General features: G+C 32.5%; 17 protein-coding genes. 7 read left to right on the forward strand and 10 right to left on the reverse strand.

The window, feature by feature from the left end; all coding sequences use genetic code 11:
- Positions 1 to 97 precede the first annotated feature (97 nt).
- Positions 98 to 364: a hypothetical protein gene (locus Q0873_RS17655; protein WP_299109988.1), complete on the forward strand. Its 267-nt coding sequence runs from the start codon at positions 98 to 100 to the stop codon at positions 362 to 364.
- A gap of 77 nt (positions 365 to 441) precedes the next feature.
- Here the strand turns inward: Q0873_RS17655 and Q0873_RS17660 are convergent, their stop codons facing one another.
- The 4 genes from Q0873_RS17660 to Q0873_RS17675 all read right to left on the reverse strand — a co-directional run bounded on the left by Q0873_RS17660 (position 442) and on the right by Q0873_RS17675 (position 3,275).
- Entirely contained in the window at positions 442 to 1,281 is an 840-nt protein-coding gene (locus tag Q0873_RS17660) for a sterol desaturase family protein (RefSeq protein WP_299109990.1), read from the reverse strand.
- A gap of 96 nt (positions 1,282 to 1,377) precedes the next feature.
- Positions 1,378 to 2,088 (reverse strand): GNAT family N-acetyltransferase, encoded by a 711-nt coding sequence (locus Q0873_RS17665; protein ID WP_299109992.1) that lies wholly within the window; start codon positions 2,086 to 2,088, stop codon positions 1,378 to 1,380.
- Positions 2,089 to 2,097: 9 nt separating this feature from the next.
- Positions 2,098 to 2,613, reverse strand: coding sequence for a YkgJ family cysteine cluster protein (locus Q0873_RS17670; RefSeq protein WP_299109994.1), 516 nt, complete (start codon positions 2,611 to 2,613; stop codon positions 2,098 to 2,100).
- 14 nt (positions 2,614 to 2,627) lie between these two features.
- Positions 2,628 to 3,275: a hypothetical protein gene (locus tag Q0873_RS17675; protein ID WP_299109996.1), complete on the reverse strand. Its 648-nt coding sequence runs from the start codon at positions 3,273 to 3,275 to the stop codon at positions 2,628 to 2,630.
- Between the two features lie 201 nt (positions 3,276 to 3,476).
- Between Q0873_RS17675 and argS the strand changes: the two genes are divergently transcribed.
- The 3 genes from argS (at position 3,477) to Q0873_RS17690 (ending at position 7,637) form a co-directional block, all read left to right on the forward strand.
- Entirely contained in the window at positions 3,477 to 5,249 is a 1,773-nt protein-coding gene (argS, locus tag Q0873_RS17680; RefSeq protein WP_299109998.1) for an arginine--tRNA ligase, read from the forward strand.
- 167 nt (positions 5,250 to 5,416) lie between these two features.
- On the forward strand, positions 5,417 to 6,805 hold the full coding sequence (gene lpdA, locus Q0873_RS17685; protein ID WP_299110000.1) for a dihydrolipoyl dehydrogenase: 1,389 nt from the start codon (positions 5,417 to 5,419) through the stop codon (positions 6,803 to 6,805).
- Positions 6,806 to 7,001: 196 nt separating this feature from the next.
- Positions 7,002 to 7,637, forward strand: a complete 636-nt coding sequence (locus tag Q0873_RS17690) for a porin family protein (protein WP_299110003.1) — start codon at positions 7,002 to 7,004, stop codon at positions 7,635 to 7,637.
- A gap of 97 nt (positions 7,638 to 7,734) precedes the next feature.
- Here the strand turns inward: Q0873_RS17690 and Q0873_RS17695 are convergent, their stop codons facing one another.
- Positions 7,735 to 8,589 (reverse strand): DUF5694 domain-containing protein, encoded by an 855-nt coding sequence (locus tag Q0873_RS17695; RefSeq protein WP_299110005.1) that lies wholly within the window; start codon positions 8,587 to 8,589, stop codon positions 7,735 to 7,737.
- A 12-nt stretch (positions 8,590 to 8,601) separates the two neighbouring features.
- Positions 8,602 to 9,474 carry a DUF5694 domain-containing protein gene (locus Q0873_RS17700; RefSeq protein ID WP_299110007.1) on the reverse strand — a complete coding sequence of 291 codons (873 nt, stop codon included), beginning with the start codon at positions 9,472 to 9,474 and terminating at the stop codon, positions 8,602 to 8,604.
- Positions 9,475 to 9,684: 210 nt separating this feature from the next.
- On the opposite strand from Q0873_RS17700, the gene Q0873_RS17705 reads away from it, so the two are divergent.
- The 3 genes from Q0873_RS17705 to Q0873_RS17715 all read left to right on the forward strand — a co-directional run bounded on the left by Q0873_RS17705 (position 9,685) and on the right by Q0873_RS17715 (position 13,390).
- Positions 9,685 to 10,734 carry a histidine kinase gene (locus Q0873_RS17705; RefSeq protein WP_299110010.1) on the forward strand — a complete coding sequence of 350 codons (1,050 nt, stop codon included), beginning with the start codon at positions 9,685 to 9,687 and terminating at the stop codon, positions 10,732 to 10,734.
- A complete protein-coding gene (locus Q0873_RS17710; protein ID WP_299110012.1) occupies positions 10,731 to 11,438 on the forward strand; it encodes a LytTR family DNA-binding domain-containing protein in 708 nt (235 codons plus the stop codon). Before Q0873_RS17705 ends, Q0873_RS17710 begins: the two co-directional genes overlap by 4 nt.
- Before the next feature lie 563 nt (positions 11,439 to 12,001).
- Entirely contained in the window at positions 12,002 to 13,390 is a 1,389-nt protein-coding gene (locus Q0873_RS17715) for a TlpA disulfide reductase family protein (protein WP_299110014.1), read from the forward strand.
- Positions 13,391 to 13,489: 99 nt separating this feature from the next.
- Here Q0873_RS17715 and Q0873_RS17720 read toward each other — a convergent pair whose 3' ends face one another.
- The 4 genes from Q0873_RS17720 to Q0873_RS17735 all read right to left on the reverse strand — a co-directional run.
- Positions 13,490 to 14,356 (reverse strand): OmpA family protein, encoded by an 867-nt coding sequence (locus tag Q0873_RS17720; protein ID WP_299110016.1) that lies wholly within the window; start codon positions 14,354 to 14,356, stop codon positions 13,490 to 13,492.
- 139 nt (positions 14,357 to 14,495) lie between these two features.
- The gene (locus Q0873_RS17725; RefSeq protein WP_299110019.1) at positions 14,496 to 16,631 is read right to left on the reverse strand and encodes an OmpA family protein; all 2,136 of its coding nucleotides are present in this window, start codon (positions 16,629 to 16,631) and stop codon (positions 14,496 to 14,498) included.
- A gap of 54 nt (positions 16,632 to 16,685) precedes the next feature.
- Positions 16,686 to 17,603 carry a type IX secretion system membrane protein PorP/SprF gene (locus tag Q0873_RS17730; RefSeq protein WP_299110022.1) on the reverse strand — a complete coding sequence of 306 codons (918 nt, stop codon included), beginning with the start codon at positions 17,601 to 17,603 and terminating at the stop codon, positions 16,686 to 16,688.
- A 29-nt stretch (positions 17,604 to 17,632) separates the two neighbouring features.
- Positions 17,633 to 23,004 (reverse strand): Ig-like domain-containing protein (locus Q0873_RS17735; RefSeq protein ID WP_299110024.1); only part of this gene is annotated, 5,372 nt, incomplete at its 5' end.

Raw genomic sequence — 23,004 nt, forward strand, 5'->3', positions numbered from 1 at the left:
TAATCCACTAGAAAGCAAAAACATGGCATTCGGAAAGTTTCCATTCCAAAATTCTTTGTTTCATTTTAAATTCGTGTAAATACTAACTTTAAACATTATGAAACAAAACATTTTAGACCTAAAAGGAGTCAAAGAATTATCAAAAGAAGATTTAAAAAACACACAAGGTGGAATTATTGTAGGTTGGAGTAACTATTGGACTGGAGGTACCAACGAAGGTAATTCTACTCCAATTTATAATGAACCAGACGATTATATTCCTACTTGGAAGTACAGATGTTATCCAAAAAATTATCAAGCTGGTGGGACATATTATTTTAGCAATACCATGTTAAATGGATATGATTGCTATCCTAACACATAACAATTTCTTTTTTACTCAGCTACTCAGTAGCTATATTGATTTAACTAAAAAAAGCGAACCATTTGGTTCGCTTTTTATTATGATAATTCTTCTAAATTCGTTGGTTTTCGATACCCTTGAAAAGGTTGTTTTAATAACTCCTTTAAACTCGAGTTCTTTTCTTCATCTGGAAAAGTATCTACTCCATATACTATCTTTTCTCTATCCAACTCCATATACGTACCTAATAAACGATCCCAAATAGAAAAGATATTTCCGTAATTAGAATCGGTATATGGTAATAAATTATGATGATGTACTTTGTGCATATCTGGAGAGCAGATGATATAACTTAATGCTTTATCTAGTTTTCTTGGCAACTTGATATTAGCATGATTAAATTGAGTTAATACTAATGAGCATGATTGATACAACATTACAATAGCTATTGGTGTACCCACTAAGAATACCCCCATTAAAGTAAAGGTAAATCGGATTACACTTTCTATAGGGTGATGTCTATTCGCTGTGGTAGTATCTACTTTATGGTCTGAATGATGTACTAAATGTACCATCCATAAAGGTCTTACTTTGTGCTCTACTAAATGTGCTAAATACGCTCCAAAGAAATCTAAAAACAATACTCCAAGCAATACATATAACCACAAAGGCATTTCTGGTAACCAATTAATCAATCCAAAATCATTCGCAACTACCCATTCTGAAGTTTTTAACAATAAAAAGGCCAATATAAAGTTGATAATTACCGTAGTTCCTGTAAAAAACAAATTAGGCCAAGCGTGTTTCCACTTTTTATAATCAAATTTAAATAGAGGCACCGCACTTTCTAACAACCAGAAAAAAGCAATTCCTCCAGTTAAAATAAGTGCTCGATGCGTTGAGGGGATCGTTTCGAAATAGTTTACAAGGGTTTCCAATATGATATATTTTTTCTAAAAATAGTAATTTCTGATGAATAGTTATTTATGCTATTCAATTTCCTTATAGTTCAAAAGGTTATCCGATCTTTTCTTTTAGTGCTCTTTTCGATACATATCAAAAGAAAACTCTTTTGTAAACCCTAAATTTCGGTATAGGCGTTCAGCTCCTGAACTAGACAATACTTGAAGTGCTAATACACTGTCTTTTGGAGTTTGACACGCTTCTAATGATTTCTTCATTACAGTAGTAGCTACTCCTTGTTTTCTATAATTAGGATTGGTTGCAATAGCATATAATCCGTAAATCTCTTTGTCTTCAACTATCAAACACACTCCTACCGGCACCTCATCAATGTATGCAATAAAATAATGCTGATTTTCAAAACCAAACCCTTGAATATTCATTGTTCTTAACCAAGGATACCAATCTAAATAAGTTTCTTCTGTTTCATTAAACCCTCTTACTTGCACCTCGCTAAAAGTTTCTAAATCATCTAAGTTTTCAACTTTTCTCACAAGTATAGAAGAGTTTTCATCCCATTCACTAACTACTTCTGAAGAAGCCGTCATATAGGTAATATTATTTACCAAAGCATAAGTACTCTCAGGAACGATCTCACCTTCATCAGGAATATATAAAAAATCGCTAGGATGTTCTAAACTGAAATTCTGATCTAATATAATACTGATATTAAACTCTGTTCTTTTACTAACAATTGTTTCTATATTTTTAAAACTTTGATGTGTTCCTCTATTTTGTTTTAAAAAACATAAATGATGTTGAATCAATCTTTTCTTATTCATAGCAACATATTATCCTCTCTTACTTCCGGACATTGGCAATCTCTTTTTTAACTCTTCTACAATTCGGTAAGTAGCAGGACACACTTCTGTATTCTTGATAGTTATATTAGCTAGTTGAATAAATTTCCTTCTATTGGTATGTGGATATTCGGCACATGCCTTAGGACGTACATCATAGATAAAACAAGAATTATCATTTAAATCTAAAAACGGACATGGAGCTGTTTTTAACACATGAAAATCATCTGAATCAATTTCTAAGTATTGATCTTTGAAATCGGCCACTTTCATTTTCAAGTGCTTTGCTATACGTTCGATATCTTTATAGGTAAACATCGGACTTGTAGTTTTACAGCAGTTTCCACAGTCTAAACAGTCGGTACGTTCAAATTCTTCTTCGTGAATTTCTTGAACGACTAAATCCAATCGTTTAGGTGTTCTCTTTTTTAAGCGTTGAAAGTATTTTTTATTCTCATCTAACTTATCTTCCGATAACTTTTTTAAGTTTTCTAAATCTTTGTCCATTAATCCATTCTTTATTATTCTACAATCTCAATTATTTCATTTCCAACATAGTCATCAAACCTGTTAATTATGGCAGGCATCTTCATAGTTGGGCAATGATTTACAACCACATCAAAATCTTTTATATAATCTACACTGGTTAAATAATGTTCTTCTTTAATATTTTTATTCTGGTACGTCATTCTATATAAGAAATCTTCCATTCTTTCTATTTCTATAATAGACCTTCGATCCGGTGATAATGATTTATGCGTTTTTAATTCCAATCTAACTTTATTCTTAGAAATTAAATTTGAGCTAATGATTACTTCAGCATAGGACTCTAAAGGTCCATAAAAAAGAAAGACATTCTTTTTTATCGCAAATCTAGTTGCTATTCCGTCACATGGATCATATAATACAAATTCATTATTCAATCTTCTCAAAGTAATATAATGAATTGGAAAATCATTTATCTGAATACTGTTGGTCTTTAAACCTCCTCCTAACTCTTTTATTGAGGCATTTATCAACTCCTTATCTAAATCTGATGCTTTCCAAGAAAGAATACTTTTATAAATATCTGAACTCCTAGTAGTATCAATAAATATTTGATGTTTTGATAGATCTAAAAAATCTGGGCTATTCTTTTCCAAAATTGTGTCTTCAATAATTTCTAGCAATTTAGCTTTCGGAATTTTTGTACTATTTTTCTTGTTTTGGGAACATGCTAAAATCAAAAAAACACAACTTATTACTACTATATTTTTAAACATTCTTTTTAGGTAAAACACTCCACAAAAATACCTATATAAATTGTTAGAATGAGTTTAAATATCATCCAAATAAATTATGTAATTTTGCACTTCAATTTTAATTAACTAATGAGTATTCAAACATTACTAGAAACTAAAGTAAAAGAAGGATTTTTAGCCTTGTATGATGTAGAAATTCCGAGTGTAGAATTTCAAGCAACCCGTAAAGATTTTGATGGAGATATCACTGTAGTGGTTTTCCCTTTATTGCGGTACAAAAAAGGAAATCCAGTTCAAATCGGTGAAGATTTAGGAATCTACTTAGTTGAAAATGTTGAAGACATTACTAGTTACAACGTAGTAAAAGGTTTTTTAAACTTAGTTGTTGCGGATAGTTTTTACACGAATTTTTTTAATCAAATTTCTACAGATGAACGTTATGGATTTGCAAAAGCAGATTCAGTAGATAGTCGTATGGTAGAATATTCTTCTCCTAATACCAACAAGCCGTTACACTTAGGGCATGTTCGTAATGTATTATTAGGGTATTCTGTTGCAGAAATTTTAAAAGCAGCTGGACATAAGGTTTACAAAACTCAAATTATCAACGACCGTGGTATTCACATTTGTAAGTCGATGTTGGCTTGGAAGCGTTTTGGAAACGGTGAAACTCCAGAGTCTACTGGATTAAAAGGAGATAAATTAGTTGGTAATTACTATGTAAAATTCGATAAAGAATATAAAAAAGAAATCAACGATTTAGTTACTTCTGGTGTTTCTGAAGAAGATGCTAAGAAACAAGCTCCTTTATTCTTAGAAGCACAAGAAATGTTACGTAAATGGGAATCTGGAGATACTGAAACTGTTTCTTTATGGGAAACAATGAATGGTTGGGTATATGACGGATTTGATGTTACCTACAAAAACATTGGTGTTGATTTTGACAAATTATATTATGAAAGTAACACCTACCTTTTAGGAAAAGATATTATTGAAGAAGGTTTAAAGAATGGTGTTTTCTTTAAAAAGGAAGATGGTTCTGTTTGGTGTGACTTAACAGAAGATGGTTTAGACGAAAAGTTAGTTCTACGTTCTGACGGTACTGCAGTATATATGACACAAGATATTGGTACAGCCATTCAACGTGCAAAAGACTTTACCGATTTAAACGGTATGGTGTATACAGTAGGAAATGAACAAGATTACCACTTTAAAGTATTATTCTTAATCTTAAAGAAATTAGGTTATTCTTGGGCAGACCAATTATACCACTTAAGTTATGGTATGGTTGATTTACCTTCTGGTAAAATGAAGTCTCGTGAAGGTACTGTAGTAGATGCAGATGATTTAATGGATGAAATGACAGGTACTGCTCGCGAAATTTCTCAGGAATTAGGGAAATTAGAAGGATATTCTAATGACGAAAAAGAGGCATTATACAAAGTGATTGGTTTAGGTGCATTAAAATATTTCATTTTAAAGGTAGATCCTAAGAAGAGAATTTTGTTTGACCCACAAGCTTCTGTAGACTTCCAAGGAAACACTGGTCCTTTTGTGCAATACACCTATGCGAGAATTCAATCGATTTTACGTAAGGCAACATTTGATTATTCAGCTCAAGTAAGTGTTGAGTTACACGAAAAAGAAAAGGAGTTAATCAAACAATTAGAATTATATCCTGAAGTGATTCAGCAAGCAGCTAAGAATTATTCGCCAGCTGTTATTGCTAATTATACTTATGATTTAGTAAAAGAGTTTAATTCTTTTTACCAAAACGTATCCATTTTAGGAGAAGAGAATCAAGATAAAAAAGTATTTAGAGTTCAGTTATCTAAAAAGGTAGCGGATACTATAAAATCTGCATTCGCATTATTAGGAATTCAGGTTCCTGAGAGAATGTAATTTTTGTAATTACGAATTGTGAATTATAATTTGTAATTAAATTAAGAGTATAGCGTTAGGGATTGAATGGTTTGTTTGAGCTCGTTGAAGAATGCAACGGCGAGTAATGAAAGCCCGCTCGAACGCCCAAAACAATATTAAAACAAACAACAAGAAAATTAAACATCATGAAATACGACGTATTAGTAATTGGAAGTGGTCCTGGAGGTTATGTAACCGCTATTAGAGCATCACAATTAGGATTTAAAACTGCCGTAGTTGAAAAAGAAAACTTAGGTGGTATTTGCTTAAACTGGGGATGTATTCCTACCAAAGCATTATTAAAATCTGCTCAAGTATATGATTATTTAAAACATGTTGATGATTACGGATTAAAAGCAGAAGCTATTGATAAAGATTTTGAAGCTGTTATTAAGCGTAGTCGTGGTGTTGCTGAAGGAATGAGCAAAGGTGTTCAGTTCTTAATGAAGAAAAACAAAATTGATATCATTGACGGATTTGGAAAGGTAAAGCCTGGAAAGAAAGTTGATGTTACTGGTACAGATGGAAAGGTAACTGAATACAGTGCTGACCATATTATTATTGCTACTGGTGCTCGTTCTCGTGAGTTACCTAACTTACCACAGGATGGTAAAAAAGTAATTGGATACCGTGAGGCTATGAGTTTACCAACACAACCAAAATCTATGATTGTAGTAGGTTCTGGTGCTATTGGAGTTGAGTTTGCTCATTTCTATAACTCAATGGGAACTGAGGTTACTATTGTTGAGTTTATGCCAAATATTGTTCCTGTAGAAGATAAAGATGTTTCTAAACAAATGGAACGTTCTTTCAAGAAAGCTGGTATTAAAGTAATGACTAACTCTTCTGTAGAGTCTGTTGATACTTCTGGTGATGGAGTAAAAGCTACTGTTAAAACAAAGAAAGGTGAGCAAGTTTTAGAAGCTGATGTTGTTTTATCGGCAGTTGGAATTAAAACAAATATCGAAAACATCGGATTAGAAGATGTTGGAATTATTACTGATAGAGATAAAATCTTAGTAAACGATTGGTACCAAACAAACATTCCTGGTTATTATGCTATTGGTGATGTTACTCCTGGGCCAGCATTAGCACACGTTGCTTCTGCAGAAGGAATTACTTGTGTTGAAAAGATTGCTGGTGTACACACAGAAGCTATCGATTACGGAAACATTCCTGGATGTACTTATGCTACTCCAGAAATTGCATCTGTAGGTTTAACTGAAGAGAAAGCTAAGGAAGCTGGATATGAGTTAAAAGTTGGTAAATTCCCATTCTCTGCTTCGGGTAAAGCGAAAGCTGCTGGAACTCCTGATGGATTTGTAAAAGTAATTTTTGATGCTAAATATGGCGAATGGTTAGGATGTCATATGATTGGTGCTGGTGTAACCGATATGATTGCTGAAGCGGTTGTTGCTCGTAAATTAGAAACTACCGGACATGAAGTATTAAAAGCTATCCACCCTCACCCAACAATGAGTGAAGCAGTTATGGAAGCTGTTGCTGATGCTTATGATGAAGTAATTCACTTATAATAGAGTATAAAGACTTTTAGATTTTTAGAAACAAGAATCAAGAGAATAGATATAAAGAGCCTCGCTAATTGCGAGGTTTTTTGTTTTTATTTTCGTTGTTTACCTTCCTATTTTTAAATAATTTCGCATGCGAAAAAGGAATACAAACTTACTTTGTACTTTCAAAAAAATATGAAACCCGTAAAATTGCTAAAAAATGAAAAAAACAACTCTTATTCTTGTTATCCTTCTTGCCTGTTTTTCAATACAAGCTCAAAACACTAATGTCAAATTAGGTGCAAAAACCGGTGTAAACTTATCTAAATATACTCCCGAAAAGCGTATTGGAAACATAATAATATCCGAGTATCAATTTAAAGTTGGATACTATGTTGGTGCTTATGTCAATTTTTTTATTTCTGATAAAATTAGAATTCAACCAGAACTGTTATATAGTACCCAAGGAACTAGAATTATTATAGACAATATTACTTTGACTGACGCTAATGGTATGAACATAGCAACTGGAGACTTTGAATCTACAATCAATGAATCTACTATTTCTATTCCAGTAGTCCTACAATATTTTTTGAATGAAAAATTCAGTTTAGAAGGTGGTCCTCAATTTGGATATATTATTAATAGAAAAGAGACCCTCACTGGTAGTCTTACGCATGAAAATCCGGTAATTGAAAAAGATTACGATAAGTTAGATATAGGTTTTAATATAGGTATTGGCTTTGATATTTCTAAAAAATTAAGAGTAAACTCAAGGTATTTCTTAGGCCTTTTAGAAAGGGATGATTTAGCCAAACCATCTATTTTTAGTCTTGGTATTGAATATCATTTATAATATAAATACTTTTAGTTTTTTAGAAACGAAAATCAACAAAATAGATATAAAAAACCTCGCAAATTGCGAGGTTTTTAGTTATAGAACATCATCGTTTTTATTTTAAATAATCAAAAGTATTTACCATTGTATACTTCGGACTTCTACTAATAAAGTCTCTAAAAAATGCTGTATGACTTGCTCCCATTAAAATAAATACACGATCATCTTCATTAAGTTCTAGTCTGTTTAAATTTGAGTACATTCTTAAGTTTCTTTGATAATATTTTGCTGCTTCATCTGCTCCTTCGAAATTATCTTTTGTTCCTGCGTGTGTTAACATATCTGCATTCACAGTAATTAAGAAATCTAAAAATCGATCATGGTTTGTTTGTTTCAACTTCTCTAAAAGATTTAATTCATTTTCATCATAATTGACCTCTGGATAAAATTTTAATGGGTTCTTGTAATATTTATCATGCCATGCAGGATCCAACTCATTTTTAATTTCAGCTCCTACATTATAATTATAACTCATTTTATGATCTATACCATAGATACGTTTCGTATTTGATAATCTTCCCAACTCATAAGCCAACAATTCTACTTCATCTGGTCTTTTAAAATCCATTTCTGGATTATCAATATATTGCTGGTATAAAGACTGTAACTTTTCATTATATGAAAGAGGTGTTTCTACGATAATAACAGTTGGCTTAAAGGCTGCTAGCATTGCTGCAATCTTATGCACTTCTTTTTGATTCTTCTTATCATGCTCATCAAATTCCGTTTTAGTTGCATCTGCGGTTTCTCCCATATGAAAGGTCCCAAAATTTAAAACCGAAATCTTCTTTAAATCACTTTGCTTTTCTTGTTTGATAGTTTTTTCGTTAGTAGCTTCATTTGTTTTTTGTTTTACACAAGAACTCATTAATAAGACTATAGCTACAAGTATTAAATATCCTTTTTTCATTTTACTTATTTTTTATTGTTTAGTAATTTCTTCAAAGCTTTTTAAATTAAAGTCTACCGATGACTTCGCTAAGAAGTTTAATATTGGTAAATGGCCTGCCCCCATTAGCACAAATACTTTATCTTCCCCTGCTTTATTAATATTGAGTATATTCTGAAAGATTCTCAAATTTCTGCTGTACCACCAAATTGAATTATCTGCTCCAAAATAATCTCCTTTCTCTGACTCTCCCATTTTAAATTCTCCAATTAAATAATGTCCGTGATTATGACTTACAACATCAGGATTATTCATAATCTTAAAGTAATCGATTAAGGTGATTTCTGTTTTTAACTTATCTCCTTTCTCATACAAACCGAAATATGTATCATTAATTTCCATTTCTCTTTTAAACTTAGCTGACCCTGCTTTCTGAACATAATAGTTCTTCTTGTCCTTATATTCCTTTTTTGTTAAATCACTTTTAAAATTCCTAGAGGGTGCGTCAACTGCATATAATTTTTTATGTCCTAATTCTTTTCCTAACCGAAAAGCTACTTGGTAAATTTCATTAGATTTCAATTTAAAATCTCCTGCTAAATAAGCATTGTATAAAGAGTCAAGTTTCTTTTGTCTACTGGCCTTCCACTCTACTCCTATTTTTGTGGGAGCATACTTCTTAATAACATCCAATAATTCTCTTAATTCTTTCTGACGTTTCTCTGAAAATATATTAACAGTATGTTTAGGCTTGTAACTGTCTAATTGCGGATTCGCAAAATGAAACGACCCTAAGATTAATAAGTCTGATGATTTTATATTTTTAAAATGCTCTTCTATTTGAATCTTTTGAGCAAACAATGAAGTAGTAATTAATAAAACGATTAATAAAATTCTTGATTTCATGATTCTCTATTTTTTGAGTTTGATACTTCAAATGTATTGAGACTAATCGCTGGAAAATTTAAGTTTCAACCAACACCAAAATATTTGGTATCAACCCTACAAAAAATTACATCATTCATTTCGTTGTATGGTTTTACCGGTTTGTCCTAAAAAACAGAAACTACATCTTAAAAAGAAAAAGAAAGTTACCTTTATGCCTACTTTTGAACTATGGAATTAAAAAACACCTTTAAATACCACCTTATACTAGGTTTCATTATTGTTGCTATGGACTTTTTTAGAGCTTATGTTACAGGTGGGCATGATCGTTTCTTTTCAAACATTCAACTTGGACTTCTATATAAAACTACCTTTTACATTACTTTTTTTAGTGTATATGCTATTAATGTTGGAATTATCTGTCCAAGAACCTTAGTAAAAAAGAACCTCGTTTATTTTGTTTTAGGTCAAATATCATTGTTCTTCATATTTGCAGCAATTAGATTCCTTTTAGAAGAGGTTATTATATACTCTATTGGTGGTTTTCATAATTACTCAGATAGTTCACGTACTTTTTGGTATTATATTTTTGACAATTCTTACTATAGTTTAAAAGTAATTTTATTTAGTACGTTTATTTATCTTTTGTTTCGTTTTCTTGAAAACAAAAACAAAATTCATGAACTTAAATTAGAACATCAAAAAGCTGAATTAGATGCTTTAAAAACACAATTAGAACCACATTTCTTGTTTAATACATTAAATGTATTTTATTCAGAATTAGCAGAAACACAACCTGAAACCGCAAAAGGAATTCATAAGCTATCTGAACTATTGAGATATCTAACTTATGAGGCTCAAAAGGACTATATGCCTTTAAAAAAGGAGATAAAATTCATTAAGGATTATATTTATTTTTATGAGAAACGATTTGAGAATAATTTGTTTTTAGATCTTTCTATAAAAGGAACCATAAAAGATCAAGAAATTCCATCATTGGTATTGGTTCATTTTATTGAAAATATATGTAAACATGGTATCATTAATGACAAAGAGAATCCTGCTGAAATTTCGATCAATATTTCAGAAGACTCTTTAGAATTAAAAACCTATAACAAAGTTTCTAATGTTAAAAACTATAGTAGTACCGGAATAGGTAGAGAAAACCTTAAAAAAAGATTAGAACTACTATTTGACAACGACTTTTCATTTGAACATAAAGAATTGAATAATACCTATTCTACTTACCTAAAATTACCAATTAAAACCAATAAACTATGAAAACCTTAAGATGTTTAATTGTTGATGATGAAGCTCCTGCAATACGATTGTTGGAATCATATGTAAAAAAAGTATCTTTTTTAGAGTTAGTTGGTTCCACAACAAATCCTATTGAAGCCATTAGTTTCATAGAAAAAGAAGATTTGGATTTGGTCTTTTTAGATATTCAAATGCCAACAATTACTGGTATTCAACTTTCAAAAATTGTTAAAGATAAAATCAGTATTATTTTCACAACAGCATATCCACAATTTGCTTTGGAAAGTTATGAGCTCAATGCTGTTGATTATCTTTTAAAGCCTTTTGAATTTGAACGCTTTTACCAAGCTATTTTAAAAATTCAACCTACTCAAGAGACAAAGCCTATAACTAATAGCGATAACTTTATCTTTATCAAAACTGATGGTAAAAATAATTTTGAAAAGGTATATACTAATGAAATTTTATACATTGAAAGTTTGAAAAACTATGTTTCTATTCATCTAAATGATAATCAAATAATCACTTACAGTACGTTAAAGCATTTTGAAACAGAACTATCTTCAAAAAGCTTTGTAAAGATTCATAAATCTTTTATTGTAGCCATTCAACATATTTCGAAGACAGATTCTCTTTCCGTTTATTTAACTAATGGAAAAAATTTACCAATTGGTGATACGTATAAAAAGCAGTTCTTTGAAAAAATTAACAAGCTAATTCTATAAAAGTTCTTTTTTCAATCAGTCTAGTGGTTTAAAACATAACGTTTTACTTCAATATTTAAATTTTTAGAGTCTAAAACAGCTTTATTCTTTTAAATATTTTTATACTTAATTAAGAAAATCTTTTTTTTGCACTCCTTAAGTATAACTCTACCAAACTATTAACTTTATTTTTGCGATTTATACAATTTTTTAACCCAAAAAATATGATTTCGGCACAATAATTGTTTTAACATTGTCTTAACAAAACATCTATACTATGATAAACTATCTACTTTTAAGTTTACATTCTGGGGGAGAGTTGTTATGAAAAAAGAAAAACTAAAAACCGAAGCTGCTACTTCGGTTTTATTTTTATCTACACCATTTAAAATACTATTATTAGACCCCAGATTTGATGTCTAAGAAGGTGAAAAAATCAGTTATTGTCTCCAAAACTTAAATATTTTGTTAAATTCTTTGAAAAGAACCGTAAAAAAAGTATTTTCGGCTCTTATTTAAAGTATCATTACCCCAAAATATTAGATATTTTATTATATTTAATAAACCCTAAAAACCTACGTAAGATGAAAAAATTAGCATTTCTAACTCTCTTAGGATTAGCTATTGTATCGTGTAAGGACGAAAAACCTGCTAAAGATTATTTAGTTCTTTCAGGAAAGATAGAAAATCTTAAAAAGAGAAATCTAACACTAACTGGTTATAACTTTGAGAAAAGAATAAAATTCGATAGAAAAACTAGTTCTTTTGTTGACACTCTTAAAATCGATAGAGATGGTTATTATAACCTTATCTATGATAAAAACAAAGTTTTAACGCTATACCTTTCAAAAACAGACGATACAGGAATTGTCTTTGATTCAAAAAAATCGGATGTTGTTAATTTTGAAGGAAAAAATGCAAAAATTAACGCTTACTTTATTAAAAGAGCTAAAGTATATCCTGAAGTTTTTGAAAGTCCTCGTAAACTTTATTCTTTAGAAGAAGCTGATTTCTTAGATAAAGTTGATGAGTATAAAGAGGCTTTAACCGAATTAACTATCGCAAGTGATTTACCAGCTGATTTCTTAAAAAGAGAAGTACAAAACATCGATAGTGAGTGTTTAAGAAACTTAAGCTTATATCAGAAAAACTATAGATTACTTTCTGGAGATAATGAATATATAGTTTCTGAAAACTTCCCTAACATATTAGATGAATTATCTTTTAATGAAACTGATAACTACATGGATTCTTTTTCTTATTCCAAGTTGATATCTGAAGAACTTCAGAAAAAGGCTAAGGAGAATAATAAAGAAGGTGAAGATTATTACTTAACTTATTTAGAAACTATTCAAACAGAAGTAACTGATAGTTTAATAAAGAATGACTTATTATACAAGCGAGTTAAAAATGATATCACATATACTGAAAACTTAAAAGAGTACTACAATAAATTTATGGGGTACTCTACTAATAAAACCCATAAAGACGAAGTTTCCAAAGATTACAATTTATTAAAAACTGTAGCTAAAGGTAAACCAGCTCCTAAGTTTAAAGATTTTGTTAATTATGATGGAGGTAAAACTTCTTTAGATGATTTATTAGGAAAAGGAAAGTATTTATATATTGATGTTTGGGCTACTTGGTGTGGTTTCTGTAAGAGAGAGATTCCTTTATTAAAAAGGTTGGAGCAGGAATACCACGGTAGAAATATCGAATTTGTTAGTATTAGTGTTGATAAAGCAAATGATCTTGAAAAGTGGAAAGAAACAATTGTTAATAGAGAAATGACAGGAGTTCAATTGTTCAGTGGACAAAGTCATCTTCGTTTACCGTGGGCACAGAACTTCTTAATTAAAGGATTACCTAAGTTTATTTTAATTGATCCTGATGGAAATATAGTTAGTTCAAACGCTCCATTCCCATCTCAAGGTGAAAAACTTATAGATATGTTTGATGATTTAGGAATCTAAAACATTAAATATCTAAATAAAATAAATAAGGCTCAAAGAAATTTCTTTGAGCCTTATTTATTTTTAAAATTCTTTCCTGTAAAAAGCTTTTTAGCTTTTTTAAGGCTTCAATTGGTCCTCTTGAGCTAGTAGGCCAAAAAACTTATCTAAATTTGGTAAAATTACAATTTTAGTCCTTCTATTCCTTGCTCTATTCGCTCTTGAATTATTTTCTACTAAAGGAACAGAACTTCCTCTACCTGAAGCGATTAACCTACTAGACTCCACTCCAAATTTCTTTTCCAATATTCTCACTATAGAAGTTGCTCGCTTAACACTTAAATCCCAATTGTCTTGTAAAACTGGTGTATTAATACTGCGAGAATCCGTATGTCCTTCTATCATTACATCCATACTCGGTTCTGATTTGATAACATTAGCCAATTTTTCGATTAGCTTATAAGCACTTCTTTTTACTCTATAACTAGCTGTATTAAACAACATTTTATCCGATACAGAAATCATTACTACAGTTTCATCAATATTTATATTAATATCATCAGAGTTTTCTAATTCTGTAGTGTCAATAGATTTCTTCAAGTTATGTGCGATAGCAACATTCATAGAGTCTTTTAACGTTTTAGCATTCTCCAATTCAGATGGATCCACCTTAGACAAGGTAGCCCTCATCTTTTTCTTCATAGAATTAGAAATTACTGTGTTTTCAACCATATCTAGCTTCACTTCATTTTCTTCTTCCAAAGAAGCATTTACATTTCTTAAAGAATTAATTTTCTTATTATAATCATCAACTCTGGATTCTATTTTAGCAAACTTCGCTTCTAACTGTTCCTTCTCAAGAGTTGTTCTTTGCAAATTGCCTCTGGTATCATTATATCGCTGTTCTAGCTCGACATATTTCTTCTTTGAAACACATGAACTAGTTAATACAGCAAGTACTGCTAAAGGGAAAATTATTTTTTTCATGATATACTTTATACTTTTAATGTTTACTCTTATAACTTGTTCTCTTTGTTTTTATTATATATCCATAAAAAAAGCTCCGTTAAAATAACGGAGCTCAGACGCGTATTACTACGACTTGAATTTAAGGGGAAACTTAAAATTATAACTTCATCTGATTGAGTGTTTTATCCTCAGTACAATCTTCTTCTTCTTTTAAACATTTGTTATTACCTCTATTATCTGTCTTTTTAAAGTTCTTTCTTAAAAACTGTAAGAAATTATTTCTTCTAGATACTCGTTTCTGCACTTTAATTTTTTCAGCTTGCTGACGTGCTTTGATATTTTCTCCTCCTTTTACAATATAGAAATAAGAACGTCTATTCTTTTGATGGTCTGCATCAGAACACTTTTTATTAGAGTCATCGCAATCATTTAATAACTGATCTTCTCCATAACCAATCGCACTTTCAATTCTATCTTTAGAAATCCCTCTAGAAGCTATATAATCACGTGTTGCCTTAGCTCTTCTATCTGATAACTTTCTATTATAATCTTTTCCTCCTCTACTATCAGTATGCGATTCTATTTTAATAACTACACCTGGGTGATTCGTCATTACCGTAACAATATTCTCCAATTCATATTGTGCATCATCTCTAATTAAAGCACGGTTATAATCAAAATAAATAGGATTAATAACTATTTGATTTCCTATAATCAATGGTGTAAGAGTAACATTCTTTTTAACTTTTCCCCCTCTATTAGCTCCTACAGAAACTGATGTTTTATTTGATCTATGGTCGAACTTACTTACTTGAACCGTATATTTACCACCACACAAAACTTCATTAAAAACATATGATCCGTCTAAATTTGAGACTGTTTCTTTTAACACCTCTCCATTAGCTCCAACTAACTTAACAACTGCTCCATCAATTAAATCATTTGTTTTAGAATTTGAAATAACTCCATTTATCTCTTGATAACAAATAGGTGGGTCTGCATATATAAAAAAGCTGTAGATATCGTCATCTCCTTTTCCTTGTTTTCTATTTGATGAGAAAAAACCTTTCTTTCCTTCTTCAGCTATAAAGAACGAAAAATCATCTCTTTTACTATTAAATGGATATCCTAAATTTTTCGCTGTAGAGAATGTTTTGTCCTCTCTTATTTTAGATTGAAAAATATCCAATAAGCCCAATCCTAAATGTCCATCTGATGAAAAGTATAATGTATTGTCCGCGCCAACAAAAGGGAACATCTCTCTACCCGATGTATTAATTTTATCGCCTAAATTCTCTGGTACTCCATAAGCCCCATCTTCATCTATGGTAACGCTATAAATATCAGTGGCTCCTTTTCCTCCTGGCATATTGGAAACAAAATACAAGGTTTTCTCATCGGTACTTAATGCTGGATGTCCCACAGAAAACTCATCGCTGTTAAAAGGTAATTCTGTAACATTGATCCAATAACCATTCACAAAATCTGCCTTATAAATTTTTAAGTTTGAAGTATTCTTTTTGTCTTTTCCAATTTTCTTACCATTGGAGTTATTTCTAGTGAAATAAATAGTCTTTCCATCTTTCGTAAACACCGGTGTCGATTCATGTAAATCTGTAGTAATTGGAGCTTCAAAAAGCTCTTGATTTACTAATCTTAAAATGGTATCTTTTTTACTTTCCTCTAATGTAGTTATATCTTCATCAGATTTATAAATATTTAAAAAAGGCTGGTTATTCCATTTATAGATTCTTTCTCTCTTAGTGTTTTTAGGTAAAGCTGATGTAAAATACACTTTCCCGTTTAATAAAAAACCTCCAAAATCAGACAATGGCGTATTTATTCCAAGGTTTCTTACACTAATTCTCTTTTCCTTATCTTCTGAAATATCTAATAGGTAATCTTCATTTTCAAGTTCGTCACTCAAATTACCATATGCTCCTTTTGAAGCGTAAATCTGAAGGATAGAGTCTGATTTTTTATACCTTCCATTACTTCTTAAAACTTGTGCATATTTAAATAAATAGTAATTATCTATTTCTTCAAAATTTTGCACTAGTTTCTCATACCACTTCTCTGCTTGCTCCGTGTCTGCATTATTATAATAAGAATCAGCTAGTCTTGATAGTACATGCTTAGAACTATCTCCTTTTTGAAGTACAAGCGCCTCATAAATTTTTGCAGATTCTACAAATGAAAACTCATCAAAATAGCGATCTGCTACTCTTAAACTTTGACCAAAAACATTTCCCCCTACTATTAATAATAGTATAGGCCATAACCTAATATTCATACCCTTTAATATAAATTTAAAAAAAATGGGGGGATTAAATAATTTATTTTCTCCTTAGAAAAATCTCGGAGACCTATATTTTATTTCTTTAAATATTTCGTATCGTAACATAATTTCATGCGTCCCAGAATTTACTACGTTATAATTTGAAGTAGTTAAATCATACGCATATCCTAATAGTAATGAGTCGGAAACTTGGAATCCTAATAATGCACTTATAGAATCATCCCATCTCCAACCTACACCTACTCTAAAGCGTTCACTAAACAGTAAATTAGCAGAGACATCTATCGATAGAGGGGCTCCAGAAACTCCTTTTACTAAAACTGCTGGCTTAAACTTTAAATCTTCGTTCAAATCGAATACATAACCCGATATAAGGAAAAAGTGCATTCTTTCTAATGCTACTTCTCCACTTGGTAAATCATTATCATAATGCTCTGTTCTTATAATATTTGGTACAGATAAACCAATATACCATTGAGGCTCGTGATAATACAACCCGGCTCCTATTGTTGGTAATACCCTATTAACTGGAGGAAACGTTTCAGGATTTGTAGTGGTTCCTTTAGACCAGTCTATATTTAACCATCTTCCTCCTAAACGTAAACCAAAAGCCAAATTACCTTGTTGTCCTGTTTCTATAGTATAAGACACATTTGCATCTAAATAAATCTCATGTGAAGGTCCAATTTTATCATTGACCAAATTTACTCCAAGTCCTAAACCGGTATATCCTAAAGGAGTATCATAACTTAAATTTTGAGTATCTGGTGCTCCTTCAAAACCTACCCATTGTGTTCTCCCTAGAGCAGATATTACAGTATGCCCTCTAGATCCAGCATAAGCGGGATTTACAGACATTGTATTAAACATGTATTGTGTATACTGCGGATCTTGTTGTGCATAGGTATTTGAATTAATACAAATACCTATGACACTTAATAAGAATATACTTAATAATGATTTCATTCTAACTGAACTTTTATTCATAACCATTTTTACCTATTGATATAAATCCAACCTCTTCTTAACTTAGATCCGTTTCCTAAATCTAATATATAGAAATATGTTCCAACCGGCAATTTCTCATCTACATTTATATTCACTCTTCCGTTTGAAATACCTTCAAATCTCTTATCAGCTTCAATGTTAGAGTATCCTTTCATCTTGAATACTACGTTACCCCAACGGTTGAAGATTTCTATACTATTATTTCTAAACTCTGGACTATCGATACAAGGAATGTATAAGAACTGATTCGTTGAATCTCCATTAGGACTAATGATGTAGTTCTCATTTTTAATACAACCTTCATCAGCTGCATCTCCAAATCCATCTAATCCATCAACACTATCAGCAATACCATCTCCATCACTATCTGTTCCACTATCATCAACAGTTCCAGAACCTCCACTATCTGGATCAGTAGGATCAGTATCATTTACATCTGTATTTCCGGTATCTCCAAAATTAGATACATCATCATCTACTTCATCTAAAATACCATCTCCATCGCTGTCAGCTCCATCAACAACACCATTTCCATCTGGATCGTCATTACCACCTTCTTCAATATCATTGATACCATCATCATCACTATCTAAATCTAAATAATCTGGTGTACCATCATTATCACTGTCAGTGTTATCAGGTTCTCCTCCTGGGCCTTCTCCAAATCCATCGAAAGGATCTACACTATCAGCAATACCATCTCCATCACTATCAGCTCCATCTGCAATACCATCATTATTTGCATCTACATTTTCATCTTCAATAACGTCATTAATTCCATCATTGTCACTATCTAAATCAAGGTAATCAGGTGTACCATCATTATCTGTATCTGGCTCTTCATTCGCATCTACCGACGCATCTGCTTGTCCATCTCCATCTAAATCATCTCCAGCTGTACCATCATTAGAATCAATAACTCCGTCTCCATTTACATCTAAATCACCATTTCCTCCTTCGTCTACATCTAAAATTCCATCATTATCGCTATCTAAATCTAAATTGTTTGGAATACCGTCATTATCTGTATCTCCAGTTCCTTCTTCCGCATCTGGAATACCGTCATTATCGTCATCTAAATCATCTTCATCAGCAACTCCATCTCCATCAGTATCTGTAATAATTACTAATTCATCTATTGTTACATCTGAACTCATATTACCTAATCCATTAGTAGCTTCTACCGAAACATCATACGTTCCTACTGGAATTTCATTTCCTGCTGGAATGTTTAATGTCCATGTACCATCTCCATTATCTACTAAGTTTCCGTCTCCTTCTGTATATGTTACTCCGTTTACTGTTACCGTAATCGTATCTGCTGAATCGGCAGTTCCTGTGATTACTGGTGTAGTATCGTTAGTAACTTGACTATCTACAGTTGGTACTGTTGGTGTCGAAGTATCAATTACTAATTCATCTGTGGTTACATCCGAACTTGTATTACCTGCTGCATCCGTAGCGGTTACTGATACATCATATGTCCCATCTGGAATTGCGTTTCCTGCTGGAATGTTTAATGTCCATGTACCATCTCCATTATCTACTAAGTTTCCGTCTCCTTCTGTATATGTTACTCCGTTTACTGTTACTGTAATCGTATCTGCTGAATCGGCAGTTCCTGTGATTACTGGTGTAGTATCGTTAGTAACTTGACTGTTTACTGTAGGTACTGTTGGTGCTGTAGTATCGATTACTAATTCATCTGTAGTTACATCTGAACTTGTATTGCCTGCTGCATCAGTAGCGGTTACTGATACATCATACGTTCCTTCTGGAATTGCGTTTCCTGCTGGAATATTTAATGTCCATGTACCATCTCCATTATCTACTAAGTTTCCGTCTCCTTCTGTATATGTTACTCCGTTTACTGTTACCGTAATCGTATCTGCTGAATCAGCTGTTCCTGTGATTACTGGTGTAGTATCATTAGTAACTTGACTGTTTACTGTAGGTACTGTTGGTGCAGTAGTATCGATTACTAATTCATCTGTAGTTACATCTGAACTTGTATTACCTGCTGCATCAGTAGCGGTTACTGATACATCATAAGTCCCTTCTGGAATTGCGTTTCCTGCTGGAATATTTAATGTCCATGTACCATCTCCGTTATCTACTAAGTTTCCGTCTCCTTCTGTATATGTTACTCCGTTTACTGTTACCGTAATCGTATCTGCTGAATCAGCTGTTCCTGTGATTACTGGTGTAGTATCATTAGTAACTTGACTGTTTACTGTAGGTACTGTTGGTGCAGTAGTATCAATTACTAATTCATCTGTAGTTACATCTGAACTTGTATTGCCTGCTGCATCCGTAGCAGTTACTGATACATCATAAGTTCCTTCTGGAATTGCGTTTCCTGCTGGAATATTTAATGTCCATGTACCATCTCCATTATCTACTAAGTTTCCATCTCCTTCTGTATATGTTACTCCGTTTACTGTTACCGTAATCGTATCTGCTGAATCGGCAGTTCCTGTGATTACTGGTGTAGTATCATTAGTAACTTGACTGTTTACTGTAGGTACTGTTGGTGCAGTAGTATCGATTACTAATTCATCTGTAGTTACATCTGAACTTGTATTACCTGCTGCATCCGTAGCAGTTACTGATACATCATAAGTTCCTTCTGGAATTGCGTTTCCTGCTGGAATGTTTAATGTCCATGTACCATCTCCATTATCTACTAAATTTCCATCTCCTTCTGTATATGTTACTCCGTTTACTGTTACCGTAATCGTATCTGCTGAATCGGCAGTTCCTGTGATTACTGGTGTAGTATCATTAGTAACTTGACTGTTTACTGTAGGTACTGTTGGTGCAGTAGTATCGATTACTAATTCATCTGTAGTTACATCTGAACTTGTATTACCTGCTGCATCCGTAGCAGTTACTGATACATCATACGTTCCTTCTGGAATTGCGTTTCCTGCTGGAATGTTTAATGTCCATGTACCATCTCCGTTATCTACTAAGTTTCCGTCTCCTTCTGTATATGTTACTCCGTTTACTGTTACTGTAATCGTATCTGCTGAATCGGCAGTTCCTGTGATTACTGGTGTAGTATCATTAGTAACTTGACTGTTTACTGTAGGTACTGTTGGTGCAGTAGTATCAATTACTAATTCATCTGTAGTTACATCTGAACTTGCATTTCCTGCTGCATCAGTAGCGGTTACTGATACATCATATGTTCCTTCTGGAATTGCGTTTCCTGCTGGAATATTTAATGTCCATGTACCATCTCCATTATCTACTAAGTTTCCGTCTCCTTCTGTATATGTTACTCCGTTTACTGTTACTGTAATCGTATCTGCTGAATCGGCAGTTCCTGTGATTACTGGTGTAGTATCATTAGTAACTTGACTGTTCACTGTTGGTACTGTTGGTGCAGTAGTATCGATTACTAATTCATCTGTAGTTACATCTGAACTTGTATTTCCTGCTGCATCTGTAGCGGTTACTGATACATCATATGTTCCTTCTGGAATTGCATTTCCTGCTGGAATGTTTAATGTCCATGTACCATCTCCATTATCTACTAAATTTCCGTCTCCTTCTGTATATGTTACTCCGTTTACTGTTACCGTAATCGTATCTGCTGAATCGGCAGTTCCTGTGATTACCGGTGTGGTATCGTTAGTAACTTGACTGTTTACTGTAGGTACTGTTGGTGCAGTGGTATCAATTACTAATTCATCTGTAGTTACATCTGAACTTGTATTTCCTGCTGCATCAGTAGCGGTTACTGATACATCATAAGTTCCTTCTGGAATTGCGTTTCCTGCTGGAATGTTTAATGTCCATGTACCATCTCCATTATCTACTAAGTTTCCGTCTCCTTCTGTATATGTTACTCCGTTTACTGTTACTGTAATCGTATCTGCTGAATCGGCTGTTCCTGTGATTACTGGTGTAGTATCATTAGTAACTTGACTGTTTACTGTAGGTACTGTTGGTGCAGTAGTATCAATTACTAATTCATCTGTAGTTACATCTGAACTTGTATTTCCTGCTGCATCCGTAGCGGTAACTGATACATCATATGTTCCCTCTGGAATTGCGTTTCCTGCTGGAATGTTTAATGTCCATGTACCATCTCCATTATCTACTAAGTTTCCGTCTCCTTCTGTATATGTTACTCCGTTTACCGTTACTGTAATCGTATCTGCTGAATCGGCAGTTCCTGTGATTACTGGTGTAGTATCATTAGTAACTTGACTGTTCACTGTAGGTACTGTTGGTGCAGTAGTATCAATTACTAATTCATCTGTAGTTACATCTGAACTTGTATTTCCTGCTGCATCTGTAGCGGTTACTGATACATCATACGTTCCTTCAGGAATTGCATTTCCTGCTGGAATATTTAATGTCCATGTACCATCTCCATTATCTACTAAGTTTCCGTCTCCTTCTGTATACGTTACTCCGTTTACTGTTACTGTAATCGTATCTGCTGAATCGGCAGTTCCTGTGATTACTGGTGTAGTATCATTAGTAACTTGACTGTTCACTGTAGGTACTGTTGGTGCAGTAGTATCGATTACTAATTCATCTGTGGTTACATCATTACAAACGTTATCTACTGATACATCATAAGTCCCTTCTGGAATTGCGTTTCCTGCTGGAATATTTAATGTCCATGTATCATCACCATTATCTACTAAATTTCCGTCTCCCTCAGTATATGTTACTCCATTTACCATTACCATAATTAAGTATGCTGAATTAGCTGTACCTCCTATTACTGGTGTAGTATCGTTAGTAATTAAATTGTTTACTGTTGGTACGGTTGAATTTACTGAAATAGTAATTCCTGCACTAGTTGCATCACATCCTGTAGTAGTATTCACCACACGAACAGTCACTACTTGACCATCTGTTAGGCTTGTTGTTGTATAAGTTGCCGTAGTTGATTGCGCTTGAACAACTAAACCATCTACTAAAAATTCGTACTCATCTCCTCCTGAACCTGTAAAAGTTACACTGTCTCCTGTACAAATTGTATTATCTACATCACTACTAGTTAAACTTGCCACTGGTAAGTCATTGATCGTTAATGAAGCATCTGCAAAATCACTACATCCACTTCCATTTGTTACTGTATAACGTACTGTTACTGTTCCTGCTCCTGTTGCAGTTACAACTCCTGATCCATTGATCGTTGCTGTTCCTGTTCCTGCTACGATAGACCATGTTCCTCCTGCTGTTGCATTGGTAAAGGCTGCTGTTGTATCATTTAAACATACTTCTGCTTGTCCTCCTGCAATCGCTGCTACCGTTGGTAAGTCATTGATCGTTAATGAAGCATCTGCAAAATCACTACATCCACTTCCATTTGTTACTGTATAACGTACTG

It is taken from the genome of uncultured Tenacibaculum sp., from assembly GCF_947498805.1.
Lineage (GTDB): Bacteria > Bacteroidota > Bacteroidia > Flavobacteriales > Flavobacteriaceae > Polaribacter.

Coding starts and splice junctions, on each gene's coding strand:
- Q0873_RS17655 (WP_299109988.1), top strand. CDS start 98: ATGAAACAAAACATTTTAGACCTAAAAGGAGTCAAAGAATTATCAAAA.
- Q0873_RS17665 (WP_299109992.1), bottom strand. CDS start 2,088: ATGAATAAGAAAAGATTGATTCAACATCATTTATGTTTTTTAAAACAA.
- Q0873_RS17670 (WP_299109994.1), bottom strand. CDS start 2,613: ATGGACAAAGATTTAGAAAACTTAAAAAAGTTATCGGAAGATAAGTTA.
- argS (WP_299109998.1), top strand. CDS start 3,477: ATGAGTATTCAAACATTACTAGAAACTAAAGTAAAAGAAGGATTTTTA.
- lpdA (WP_299110000.1), top strand. CDS start 5,417: ATGAAATACGACGTATTAGTAATTGGAAGTGGTCCTGGAGGTTATGTA.
- Q0873_RS17690 (WP_299110003.1), top strand. CDS start 7,002: ATGAAAAAAACAACTCTTATTCTTGTTATCCTTCTTGCCTGTTTTTCA.
- Q0873_RS17695 (WP_299110005.1), bottom strand. CDS start 8,589: ATGAAAAAAGGATATTTAATACTTGTAGCTATAGTCTTATTAATGAGT.
- Q0873_RS17700 (WP_299110007.1), bottom strand. CDS start 9,474: ATGAAATCAAGAATTTTATTAATCGTTTTATTAATTACTACTTCATTG.
- Q0873_RS17705 (WP_299110010.1), top strand. CDS start 9,685: ATGGAATTAAAAAACACCTTTAAATACCACCTTATACTAGGTTTCATT.
- Q0873_RS17710 (WP_299110012.1), top strand. CDS start 10,731: ATGAAAACCTTAAGATGTTTAATTGTTGATGATGAAGCTCCTGCAATA.
- Q0873_RS17715 (WP_299110014.1), top strand. CDS start 12,002: ATGAAAAAATTAGCATTTCTAACTCTCTTAGGATTAGCTATTGTATCG.
- Q0873_RS17720 (WP_299110016.1), bottom strand. CDS start 14,356: ATGAAAAAAATAATTTTCCCTTTAGCAGTACTTGCTGTATTAACTAGT.
- Q0873_RS17725 (WP_299110019.1), bottom strand. CDS start 16,631: ATGAATATTAGGTTATGGCCTATACTATTATTAATAGTAGGGGGAAAT.
- Q0873_RS17730 (WP_299110022.1), bottom strand. CDS start 17,603: ATGAAATCATTATTAAGTATATTCTTATTAAGTGTCATAGGTATTTGT.